This window comes from Cupriavidus sp. IDO (assembly GCF_000812465.1).
Taxonomy (GTDB): Bacteria; Pseudomonadota; Gammaproteobacteria; order Burkholderiales; family Burkholderiaceae; genus Cupriavidus.
In genome coordinates this window covers 1-11,267 of the sequence record NZ_JWMA01000031.1, presented here as the reverse complement: position 1 = coordinate 11,267, position 11,267 = coordinate 1, and the positions used below count along the sequence as shown (strand labels likewise).

General features: G+C 63.0%; 13 protein-coding genes. 6 read left to right on the top strand and 7 right to left on the bottom strand.

Features of this window, described 5'->3' with window-relative positions; all coding sequences use genetic code 11:
- On the top strand, positions 1-180 hold a 180-nt coding region (locus RM96_RS39935; protein ID WP_238587212.1), incomplete at its 5' end, for a hypothetical protein.
- A 252-nt stretch (positions 181-432) separates the two neighbouring features.
- Here RM96_RS39935 and RM96_RS10345 read toward each other — a convergent pair.
- Genes RM96_RS10345 through RM96_RS10335 form a run of 3 tightly spaced genes read right to left on the bottom strand, consistent with a single transcriptional unit; the run spans position 433 to position 4,730 of the window.
- Positions 433-1,509, bottom strand: coding sequence for a lipocalin-like domain-containing protein (locus RM96_RS10345; protein WP_039010295.1), 1,077 nt, complete (start codon positions 1,507-1,509; stop codon positions 433-435).
- Positions 1,506-4,031, bottom strand: a complete 2,526-nt coding sequence (locus RM96_RS10340; protein ID WP_039010294.1) for an FtsX-like permease family protein — start codon at positions 4,029-4,031, stop codon at positions 1,506-1,508. Before RM96_RS10340 ends, RM96_RS10345 begins: the two co-directional genes overlap by 4 nt.
- 3 nt (positions 4,032-4,034) lie before the next feature.
- Positions 4,035-4,730, bottom strand: coding sequence for an ABC transporter ATP-binding protein (locus RM96_RS10335; protein WP_039010293.1), 696 nt, complete (start codon positions 4,728-4,730; stop codon positions 4,035-4,037).
- Between the two features lie 322 nt (positions 4,731-5,052).
- On the opposite strand from RM96_RS10335, the gene RM96_RS10330 reads away from it, so the two are divergent.
- On the top strand, positions 5,053-5,328 hold the full coding sequence (locus tag RM96_RS10330; protein ID WP_039010292.1) for a hypothetical protein: 276 nt from the start codon (positions 5,053-5,055) through the stop codon (positions 5,326-5,328).
- 108 nt (positions 5,329-5,436) lie between these two features.
- Here RM96_RS10330 and RM96_RS10325 read toward each other — a convergent pair whose 3' ends face one another.
- A complete protein-coding gene (locus RM96_RS10325) occupies positions 5,437-5,874 on the bottom strand; it encodes a universal stress protein (protein ID WP_039010291.1) in 438 nt (145 codons plus the stop codon).
- 339 nt (positions 5,875-6,213) lie between these two features.
- On the opposite strand from RM96_RS10325, the gene RM96_RS10320 reads away from it, so the two are divergent.
- Entirely contained in the window at positions 6,214-6,546 is a 333-nt protein-coding gene (locus RM96_RS10320; RefSeq protein WP_039010290.1) for a DUF883 family protein, read from the top strand.
- A 131-nt stretch (positions 6,547-6,677) separates the two neighbouring features.
- A complete protein-coding gene (locus RM96_RS10315; RefSeq protein ID WP_039010297.1) occupies positions 6,678-7,094 on the top strand; it encodes a TraR/DksA family transcriptional regulator in 417 nt (138 codons plus the stop codon).
- 1 nt (position 7,095) lies between these two features.
- On the opposite strand, the gene RM96_RS10310 is transcribed toward RM96_RS10315, so the two are convergent.
- Both RM96_RS10310 and RM96_RS10305 read right to left on the bottom strand, forming a co-directional pair.
- Positions 7,096-7,380, bottom strand: a complete 285-nt coding sequence (locus tag RM96_RS10310; protein ID WP_039010289.1) for a hypothetical protein — start codon at positions 7,378-7,380, stop codon at positions 7,096-7,098.
- 4 nt (positions 7,381-7,384) lie between these two features.
- Positions 7,385-7,666 carry a hypothetical protein gene (locus tag RM96_RS10305; RefSeq protein ID WP_039010288.1) on the bottom strand — a complete coding sequence of 94 codons (282 nt, stop codon included), beginning with the start codon at positions 7,664-7,666 and terminating at the stop codon, positions 7,385-7,387.
- Positions 7,667-7,707: 41 nt separating this feature from the next.
- Between RM96_RS10305 and RM96_RS10300 the strand changes: the two genes are divergently transcribed.
- Positions 7,708-8,166 carry an MTH938/NDUFAF3 family protein gene (locus tag RM96_RS10300; protein ID WP_238587210.1) on the top strand — a complete coding sequence of 153 codons (459 nt, stop codon included), beginning with the start codon at positions 7,708-7,710 and terminating at the stop codon, positions 8,164-8,166.
- A gap of 159 nt (positions 8,167-8,325) precedes the next feature.
- Entirely contained in the window at positions 8,326-8,613 is a 288-nt protein-coding gene (locus tag RM96_RS10295; RefSeq protein WP_039010287.1) for a GYD domain-containing protein, read from the top strand.
- 1,034 nt (positions 8,614-9,647) lie between these two features.
- Here RM96_RS10295 and RM96_RS10290 read toward each other — a convergent pair.
- A complete protein-coding gene (locus tag RM96_RS10290) occupies positions 9,648-10,760 on the bottom strand; it encodes a substrate-binding protein (RefSeq protein WP_039010286.1) in 1,113 nt (370 codons plus the stop codon).
- Positions 10,761-11,267 lie beyond the last annotated feature (507 nt).

The window sequence follows — 11,267 nt, the reverse complement described above, 5'->3', positions numbered from 1 at the left end:
GAGGTTGATGGTGATTTTTTCGGTATCACCTGCCTTCGGTTTGTTTGTCAGTTGTGCGGCGTCGGCTTTGTGGGGGGCCATTGCGTCATTAAGCGTTGGCAAGCGATGGAAGGAGCGGTCAAATCATCTATAGACCATCCGCTGGCCAGCCAGTTACCATCCCTATGGATGGTAAATTAATAGGTGAAAGACGGACCAGGCGCAAGGTGAAAGTCAGGATGTGTCCCAGCGTCATCATGCCGTGCGGTCCGAAGGGCACAAACCGGTTGCTATCCGGCAACGCCGGACGGCGTGGATTGGGATTGCATCAGAGGGGCGGAGTGTCAGCCGATACCGCCTCAGGCGTCGGCGGATAACGAAGGGCACCGTATGGCGGACAGAGCCGGCGGCGCTTCGACCGGCTGCTTCATTTGCCCGGGGCCGCGCCTCAAGTCAAAGAGTGAGGCGCTGGAAGTACCCGGTCAGTTCAAGGTAACCCCGTCCGACCGCCTTGCCTCCCTGCAATGCGGTCACCGCGCCCTCCCAATAGACCGCGCCGGTGCTCGCGCGGCTATCGAGTTCCTGATCATCCATCAGCGGTGCCAGTTCGAGCGTGAGATCGCCCGCGTTCAAGCGCATGGCAACCGGATAGCTGGTGCCGGTACGAGGCGAGCGCCAACGGCGCACCGGCATGAAGTTGACATCTTCGGGAACCAGTACCTGCACGCGGCCGTCGCCGCCGCGCAGGGTGCCGCCTCCCCAGAACTTGCGCCCCGCCTTGTCCCGGATCTGGAAGGCCATCAACGCGCCGCCGTCATCCAGGTTGAGGCCGAGCCAGTCCCAGCCGACGGCCTGGTCGGCCAGCAAGGTCGACGACCATTCGTGATCCAGCCAGGCGGTGCCGTGCACGGTTTCCTGCTGGCTGCCCCGCTTCAGGGTGCCGCTCACCTTGAGCCCTGGCTGGCTGTAGTAATAGCTCGCCTGGGCCGCCAGAGGGCCCTTGCGGCTGTAACCCCGTTCGCCCTGTAGCAGCAACTGCCGGGTTGGCTCCATTGTCAGATCGAGCGTGAAATCCCGCGCGGGAATTCTGGCTCGGTAGCGCCCCGTCATTTCTCGGCGAAGCGACCAGTTGTCGATGTACACATCGGTATCGGCAGTATCGGCAAACGCCAGGCCAAAGCCGCTGCGCACTGCGCGCTGGTCGTGTCGGAGCTTGCCGGCCGCAGGATCGCTCAGTGCGACATTGGCGAACAGCAGTTGCTGCGGCGCGAAGCGGCTTGGGTTGGCCTGGTCGAACTGCGGGCGCGAGCGGAAGAACGTAACCTGGAAGCCGAGCGGCGCTCCTGCCTGCGTCTGCAGCCAGCCGGTGGCATACCACCATTCGGTACGATAGTCGGGGTGCGCGCCGTGGTCGCGCGGGAAGGCCAGGTTTCGGCCTGCCTCGACTGGCGGATAAGCGGGCGCTGCGCCCAGCGCCGCGCCCGCCACGCCGGAACCGGGCAACAACAGCAGGAATGAGCGCCTCTTCACCAATCCTCCTGCACCGCGCGCACGGCGCTTCGCGACATCGCCTGCCGCCCGCTCGCCAGCGCAGCCAGCGAGGCCGCCGCCACCACCGCGCTCGCCACCTCGGCCAGGAATGCCCAAGGCACATGCAAGTTCATGGTCCAGTGAAACGACTGCGGGTTGACAACGTGAACCAGGATCACTGCGATAACCCATCCCAGCGCAAGACCGGCTACCACGCCAAGCAGAGCCAGTAACGCGCCCTCCAGCGCCAGCATCGCGCCGACCTGCCAACGCATGAAGCCGAGATGCCGCAGCATGCCGAATTCGCGCGCGCGCGCCAGAGCCTGCGCGCTGAAGCTGGTGCCGATGCCGAACAGGCCGATCACGACCGCTATGCCCTCCAGCAGGTAGGTCACGGCGAAACTGCGGTCGAAGATTTTCAGGGTAATGGTACGAATCTCGCCGGGCTCGGCGAAGGTAATGTGTTCACCGCCGGCGACGCGCTGGCGCAGCCTCTCCTTGACCTGCGCCGGGCCGGTGCCCTGCTCCAGCCACAGGGCGACGTCAGTGACACGCCGCTCGTCCGTGAGCCGGCGATAATCGTCCTGGCTGATCACCACCGTACCATACTGGCGCGCGTAATCGCGCCACACGCCGCCTACGAGGAAGGCGACGGGCCGGCCCTGCAGCGGCAGCGTGATACGTTGCCCCGGGCGGAAGCCATAGAGGTCGACCATTGCCTCGCTGACCCATACCGCGGGCGGATCACCCGGCTGCGCCGCGACAGGCGCAGCCGTCAGCGGCAACCGTGCGCCCGGATTGCGCGGATCGATCGGCCTGGCAATGACTGTTACGGGGGGACGCTGGGGATCAAGCAGGATCTGGCTCGAACGTAGAAACTCGGCACGCGCAACGCCACGGACGCTGGCGATGGCCGCTTGGTCGTCAGGCGAGAAATACGCGCTATCGCCGCTTGACGAAGCACGCAGATAGAGGTCGGCCGGCAGGACATTGTGCAGCCAATCGTCCACAGAGATGCGGAAGCTTGACACCATAATCGCCATCGCCGCCATCAGGCTAAAGCTGGCGACGATGCCGGCCAGGGCGATAGACGCCCGGCCCGGTGCGCCGGCGAGTTGGGTCAGGGCAAGCTGCGGCACGGCCTGTCGCGAAGCGGGCAGCAAGCCGAACACAAGATGCGCCAGCCGTGGCATCAGCAGGATGGCGCCCACCAACAGCAGCACGATCGCCGCATAACCGAACACCGGCAGATCCGCCACCGGCCGCAGTGGCGTCAGCCCAAGCCCGGCTGCCATCGCAGCAAGCCCGGTCCACGGCGAGCGTAGCCGCTTGAGCGGTGTCTCCTCATCGCCCGCCTTGAGTGCCTGCGCCGGCCGCGCGCGGGCAGCCTCCCATGCCGGTGCGAGACTGCCGAGCACGGCCGCCGACAGGCCGAGCGCGAAGAAGATCAGCGCTGCCAGCGCGTCGAAGCGGACCTTGGGCTTTACACCTTCAAAGTAGCCACCACCCAGATCGCCGCCCGCATACCCGAGCACCGCGGCAGCGAGGATGAAGCCAAGCGCCAGGCCGAGCATCGCGCCGAGCGTGCCTTGAGCCGCGCCTTCCGCCAACAGCAGCCGCAGCAGACCACCGCGCGTCACCCCCAAGGCGCGCAGCAGTGCAAGCTGCGAGCGCCGCCGCAGGACCGATACAGCCTGCATCGTGAACACCAGGAAGGCGCCCGTGAACAGCGCCACCAGAGCAAGCACGTTCAGGTTGACCCGATAGGCGCGTGAGAGGTTGGAAGTTCGGCGCACGTTGTCCTGCGGCGAACCCGCCACCACACCTGGCGGCAGCAGCGCGGCCAAAGCTTGCGCAAAGTTATCCCTGTCCACTCCCGGTCTGAGCTTGACGTCGAGCCGCTGCAGCAGGCCAAGCCGCCCGAGGCGCCACTGCGCCGCGCCGATATCCATCACGCCCAGGCGCAGGCCCTCGCCCGCCGCCGGCAGCGTGCCGGCAATACGCAGCGTAAGCGTGGTGAGCCCGACTTGCACGGTGAGCGGGTCCCCGGGCTTGAGATCGAGCCAGCTCAGCGCCGCCGGCGAAAGGAACACGACGTCGGGATCGAGCACGTCAAGCTTGCCCGCGCGCTCTTCTGCAGGCCGCCCGATCAGATTGGGTGCCACGGGCGCTGCCCGGAAAGCATCGATGCCAAGCAGCTTTAGCGCACCGGTGCGCCCTGGCACCCCCGCATCGACCTCCACTACCGGGCTGACTGCCGCCACCTCCGGCAGGCGCGCGATGCGCGGATAGAGCGATTCGTCGAAGCCCATGCGCGGCCCGCGAATCTCCAGATCAGCATTCCCCATCAACGAACGCACCGCCTGGGAAAACTCCGCCAGCGCAGCGTGGTTGACCAGGTGCACGCCATAGCCCATTGCCACACCGATGGCCACGGCAAGGATGCCTACGATCGCGCGTCCGGGATGAGCGCGCAATTCGCCCAGGAGTAGCAAAAGGCCGAGTGAGCGCGGCGTTTGCATGGCTCAGGCGGCCGCGTTCATCGGCGGCTTTGGCCCCAGCGGCGTCAATCCGCCTGGCGTCAATTGCAAGATGCGATCCGCCGTCACCGCAGCCAGTGGCGAGTGCGTGACGATAATCGCGGCCGTGCCGTTGGCGTTGACCAGTTCGCGCAGCAGGCTCAGCACCCGCGCGGCGGTCTCGTGATCAAGGTTGCCGGTCGGCTCATCCGCCAGCAGCAGCACTGGTCGATGTACCAGGGCCCGCGCAATCGCCACCCGCTGCAACTCCCCGCCGGAAAGCTCCCGCGGCAGACTGTCTTCGCGCCCCTCAAGCCCGACCGCGGCGAACATTTCGGCGACGCGCGCCGACGCCCTTTTCCGCTCGAGGCCGTTCAACAGCAGCGGCAGCGCCACGTTCTGCGCCGCGCTCAAATTCGGCAGCACGTGGAAGGCTTGGAACACGAACCCCAGCTTGCGACGCCTTAGCAAGGTTGCGGCATCGTCGTCCAGCTTGCCCAGATCCTGTCCGTCGAACTGGATGCGGCCACTGTCGGGCCGATCCAGACCGGCGATCAGATGGAGCAACGTTGACTTGCCCACTCCCGATTCACCCATGACGGCCACATATTCGCCGGCGTCCAGTGCAAGACTGACTCCACGGAGAACCGTGCGCGGTCGGGCGCCGTTATATGACTTGGAGACATCTGTAAGGGTCAGCACAATGTCGTCAACCTCGCGGGCGTGCCTCCCCGTCAAACCAGTGACGGGAGAGTGGGCACAAACCATTCTGCCACCATTGAAGTACATGGACTTGTCGAAGTGGGCCGCGAGAAGTCGGACGATTCGGACGATTACCCGATATCGTGGCGCCTGGAGGTTCGGCTGACGCAGTGGACTAGGCCCGCTCTATCGCCCCCTCCACCGCCTATCCTTCTGTTTGTGCGGCTCGTCGTAGATGCGGCACATTTGTTTCCGCGACTGTCTGGGCCCCCATCCACCTCGTTGTGGCGCCGCCGGCGCATCGAAACGATTGGAGGTGACCATGGTTCGAAAGCTGTTTGATGAGTTTCCGCTCGATGAGCAGGAGGATTTCGAAGCAGCCTGCCAAAAGTACGAGTGGATCCCGGAGGACTTTGTCGTGGTCGCGGATGAGGGGAACCCTCCCGGCGGAGGGCCCGGCCATATACCCCGAGTGGTGACCGTCGAAGCCAAGGCCACTGGATTCCGCCACCACTTCCAGGCCGGAAGCGGCACGTCGTGGACAGTGGATTTCGAGAAGGCGCTTGCGCGGAATGCCTTTGGCGATCCCCCAGTCTAGTCTCATTGCATGCCGCACCGCCTTTCGCCTGGCTGGTGGTCGGCTTCATCGCCACCGGCGTCTGTGCTCATGGGCTCTACCCGAGCCGTGATGGACAGCCGGCCGCGACTAGCGGAACACCAGCACTGGGATCTTGCAGTGCGTCAGGACTTTCTGGGTTTCACTCCCGATCAGGAGGCCGCGCACGCCCGCTTGGCCGTGCGATGCCATGACGATCAGGTCGCAGTTGCGTTCCTCGACAGTCCGGATGATCGCCTCATGGGGGTGATCGCCCGTGACACAGATCGCCTCGTACGCCACTGACGCATCCCTGGCCGCTCGGGCAATTACGCCCAGGTAGTGCTCCGCATGCTGCTCGGCGAGCTGCGCGTAGCGCTCTGTTGCATCTTCCAGCATGTCGATCCGGTGGGTGAAAACACGATACTCCGGCAGAACATGCAATCCGGTGAGCTTGGCATGAAACACTTTGGCGAGCCGCACCGCCATACGGGCCGCGTCTTCCGAGAGCGCCGACCCATCGGTTGGCACCAGGATATGTTGGAACATCGTTGCCTCCTCAGTAAGCGTCCACGTCTTCCACCCTAAGCGGATGGAAGCGATCATGAAGGATGGCCGGAATTAGCAAGCAATTATGTGAAGCTTCGCATATTCACGAGCGCAGGTCTGCTCCCTCCACCGGCTTCCGGTTGCCAAGGGTAGAGGTCGGCGGGATTCGCAAATATGTGAAGCTTCAGAGCTGCGAATGGCGACCTCTTGCCGGCTTCCGGGCCGCTTCGTCGTCGCTTGCTTCTTGTTATGCCGGACTGTCAAGCCAAGCCTATATTTGACACAGTGCCAGTCGTGCTGCGCGACGCACTGCGATGATTTCGCTAACAGGAGGGCAAGATGAACGACATCCAATCCGATTTCTCCATGCACAAGGAGGCATTGGCCCGCGACGTCGATGCGCTGATGACCGACGTGCGGGCGCTTCTTCATGATGTCAAAGCCGAAACCGGCGTAGGGACCAGCCTTGGGCGCCAGGCACTGAAAGCCCAGCAGCGCGCGCTGCAGGACCGCCTCGTAGCGCTGCGCGAAGAGAGCCGCACCAGGGTCTCCGAGTGGGCAACAACGACCGATCGCTACGTCCATGAGCATCCGTGGCAAAGCATAGGTACCGTGGCCGCCATCGCGGCAACCACTGGCGCTATCGTCGCGCTGGCAAGCAGCCACCGTTAGGCATTCGTGACTGCGGCGCCGGCATGGCAATGGCACGTGGTAGTCGTGCTGGGCCACGTGGTATTTGCTATGCCGGCCAATGGACGGTCTGCCTGCGTGCGATCCCCAGGATGTTTCTCAAGAGGCCAACCATGGAAGATCTGACAAAGGAGGAGTTGGCGACGTTGGCGGCACAAATGGACGCTGAGGAGTCGCGCATCCGTGCCGTCGCCGGAACCGCCGATTCGCCTGTCGTGCCGCCAACGCAACGTGAACACCGTGATGAAGGTGAACTGGCGGACGAAAAGACCGCGCAGCGCCAGGGCGACGCGATGTTGGAACACTATCGCATGCAACTGGCCGACATTGACGCAGCCCGGTCACGGATGAGAAGCGGCCAGTATGGCGTCTGTATCGACTGCCAGCAGACCATTCCTTTCTCCCGCTTGCAGGCGTACCCGACCGCCATACGCTGCACGGCATGTCAGAGTCGCCGCGAACACCTCCATTCACGCCAGGCGCAGGATACGCCCCGACCGGCTTCCGCAGACCTGTCGTCGCGTAGCTGACTCACTCGTTCCTGAGATCAATGCCGAAGCCGCCAGCCAGCTCGCAATCGATGATCCCGGCCGCGTAGGCAAAAAGCCAGTCTTCTGCCTCCCGCAGCGTTGCGGGCGGGTGGGGCCAGTCCGGCGATAAGCGGATGCCCATGGCCTCATTGCGCGCGGAGATTTGGACGCGCCCGTTTGGCTTGCCCTGCTCAATCACCTCCGGCACGAACAGCGCAACGTGGAACCCCTTGTAAAACCGACGAGATCGGGCTGACGTGGTTCGTGGCGATCCCCCCTTGAGCACGCTTTTAACCGCCCTCAGTGGCGCGCGGCACGAACAGCGCCAGCGCAGGATTCATGGCCAGCCATGGCAGCCACGCGGGGCCCAGCATGTCGGTCCAAAACTGCAATGCGAAGGGCTGCCCGAGCGCGAACGTGGCGGATTGCGCCAGCCAACGCTCCATCGCCTCGAACGAGGGTGTTGCCCTGATTTGCACGGTCATCAGCTCCGCGTTCTGCTCGGGGAGTTCGCGGTGCATGAGTTCAATATCGATGGTCGGCAGATGCGCCGTGATCCTGGTCTCTGGCATGGTTAATGCTCCTGCGAACAGTTGGGTGACATTAATGATTCTTGGCGACGATCATGCCAGATGCAAATCGGGCTGGCGGAATCTGGCGGGCTCTGGCGACCTACAATGATCGTGCCGGTCAGTCGCGCGGCAAGGCCACTGTGGAGGTGCGTATGCGCTTTGAGGCATTCTCCTTCGGCTCCATCTGCATTGATGGCGTGACGTACGACCATGACGTGGTCATCGACCAAGGCAAGGTCCGCAAGCGCAAGAAGGGGCCATCCAAGCCATTCCGTGAGGCCTTCGGGCATACGCCGCTGTCGGTCAGGGAAGACATTCCCTGGAACTGCAGCCGGCTGGTGATTGGCACCGGCAGCGGGGCATTGCCGGTCATGGACGAGGTGAAGCAGGCGGCCAAGGATCGCCACGTAAAACTGGTTATTGCGCCCACCGCCAAGGCCATTGCGACGCTGGAGAAGCACCCCGGCGGCACCAACGCGGTCCTGCACCTCACCTGCTAGCCGCGCAAGGCGCGGCTGCCTGACATGGGTGGCGCGCGGCGGCGCGCCACCCACGCGAACCTATAATCGATTGGCGGCGCACGCGCCGTCAGTGGACGGGGTTGTCGCGTGCGTCAGCAAGTACCCGATGGAGGGCAACCGTTCATACGGAGGTATTCCATGGCAACGTACGTCATCCTCAGCACTTTGTCTCCCAACGCCTTCAAGGATCCACATGAGCTGAAGCAGCTCGCCGCCACGGTCTCGGAGAAAATCAAGGCGGAATGCCCCGCTGTTACATGGAAGGACAGCTTTCTTACGCTGGGCCGGTTCGACGTGGTGGATATCGTCGAGTCGAATGACCTGAAGCAACTCGAAAGAGCGGTCCTGATCATCCGTGCTTATGGACACGCTGGTACCGAAACCCTGCAAGGGACTCCGTGGAAGGAGTTCATCGCATCGCTTTAGCGGCCACGAGGTCGGATGCGCGCGTCGCCGCATCGGTGCATTGCGCGGGCGGGCCACCAATGCCGCGAGCGGCCAGCCCGCAGCGCCTTGCCGCGGGGGGTGACACAGTAAAAGCGTGCATCCTCCGCCGCGCGATACAGCGTCGCCTGCGACATGGCCACCAGGCCCTGTGCAATACCCTCCGAGGGCTTCAGGTATGACACGGAGAGTCGGTCCTCGACGCCTGCCGCCGGGGAACCGGGGTACCCGAGCGTTGCCGTCAGGCACCGGCGCACGATCGCCGTCGACGCGTGAGGCCAAGCGCCCACCGTCGTGCCATGACGGGCCGCGCAATCCCTAAGTGCCCGCAGGACTGGCCCCATCACCCGGTCCTGCCACACGTCGTAGTCAGGGTACTGGCCCGCGCATCTTGCAGATGCTGGCGCCGCTTCCTACGCCAGCGGCACCGCCGCTGATGGGCTCAGACATGTGTGCTCCACCCGCTCGTTCCGAGCGGGCAACAAAAGGGCCACCCGAAGGTGGCTGCAAGTGTCACTACTGGGCCGGTCCGCCTATCCGGGCAGCGCGCTAATCGGCTTAGGGGTTGTGGCGAAGCTCGTGGGCGGGGAGCAATTCGAGTTCAGGTCAATCACTTGGAATCCCCTACCTCGAAGGGATCGGCACATACATCGCGCAGGTAAAATCAGGTTGCGGCGCACAATAAACAAACAGCGTCCCGATCAGGGTCAGTACCTCACCGGTAAACAGCGATGGTCTATTTGCTAGCATTCGTCGCCTTCGAGGCGGCATGGTTCATCCCATTCCGCACTGTGTTCAAGGCAGCGCATTTCAGTGATCTATATGCCTACATTTCCCTGATCCCACTGCTTGGACCACTCGCATGCATCTGGATTCTCGCCTCTAAGCCCTGGCCACTGAAATCGAAAATAGTTCGTGTATCGGTGCAATAGAAAATCATTGGCCGGGCAGGTTGCGGCGAGGGTCGCCGCGGAAAGGCTTGCGGGCCTCCGTGCGGCCCGATCCCCTGGATTGGCTTATTCAACACTCTGCACGCACTCTTTCGGATCGATGACCCCGAGGCTCTTGACGATCCTGAAATTACCGTTATGCGCCTGGGCAAGGTACATGTTCATCCGGACGTGATGCTGGCCCGGCACCATCTCGGCCGGACCACCCGGTCCCTCGGCGATCCTCGCGTGGTCCAGTGCCTTGATGACATCATCTTGCTTTAGCGAGCCGGCCTCTTTCAGGGCAGCCTCCCAGAGCCTCAGCCCTCGGTACATCCCGGAACACGCACTGCCAGCCGTGAACTTGGCACAGCCCGGATAGAGCGTGTCGTACTGCCCAACCAGGTTCTTGCTGAACGAATCGCTGACGTTGTGGTAGTAGTCGAGGCAACTGTACAGACCTTCCACATGTGCGACTGGCACCAGGTTCAGGAAGTTCTCGTCGAAGTATGTGCAGACGATGCGTCCGCCTCGCTTCGCGAACCCGGAGTCATGAAGCTGCTCGAGGAATGGCGTGAGCCCCGGCGGAACGATCGTGTTGAATACCACCTGCGCGCCACTGGACATGATCTTGTCAATGGTCCCGCCATAGTCGGCGTGATCGAGGGGAAAGTATTCCTCTCCGACTATCTCGCCACCATTAGCCGTGACCACCTGACGGACCTTTCTGTTCATCGTGTGCGGCCAGATATAGTCGCCCGACGGCAAATAGAATGTTTTCGCCCCCGTTTCCTGCATCAGCCACGGAATGAGAGGTTCGACCTGTTGTGCAGGCACCGGGCCGGTACAGAAGATGAGCGGGTCACATTCCTGCCCTTCGTATTGCTCCGGGTAAATGTAGAGCTTCTTGCCCTGCACTACCGCCGGACCTTTGATGGCCTGCCTCGTGGAGCTATAAATGCCGCCGAAGACCACATCGACTTGATCTTGCTGCACCAGCTTGGTCGCTTTGGCCTCCGCCACGCTATCCGTGGTTTCGCTGTCTTCGAGGAACAACTCGATCTGCCGCCCAAGCAAGCCACCCTTTGCATTGATGTCATCGATAACCATCCTCGCGACGTTGGCATTGGCGATACCCATGAACGAGAGCGGACCGGTCTGGTCTGTGATGACGCCGACCTTGATGGATGATCCTTTCATGGCTATCTCTCCTCACGAAGGTGACCGAGGAACAAGCGCTGGCTTGAACGTTGTGCTTGCACATGTGTTTGGCATAGCACTCGTCTACGGCAAGGGTACCCACCCATACTAGCTGAACTGCCCCGGGATTTCGTGGAAGCTGTTTGGTTTTGACAGCTCGCACCGATCCGCTCCGGGTCCGCTGGGACACATTCCTGTTCCACCGGAGGCACCGGGACTCGTAGAGGGTCGGCCGAGATTTGCAGTAGGGTCGAGAACTGGCGCGCGCACGGTAGGCTCCGGTGGTCTCCCCATCGCTTTCGCGATGGACCGCAGTCCGGCTACCATAGTCACGTTTCCAGCTCCCGCCTCATCGAACGCAGCATGCGGTTTTCCCGCACTACGCTCTCCTGTTTGCTTCATGTCAAGATTGGTGAGTAGACCCGGGGGGTTTCACCCCGAGTCTCTCGCAGAACCGTACGTGAGACTCGCGCCTCATACGGCTCCCGTTATCCAACCGAGACGCCA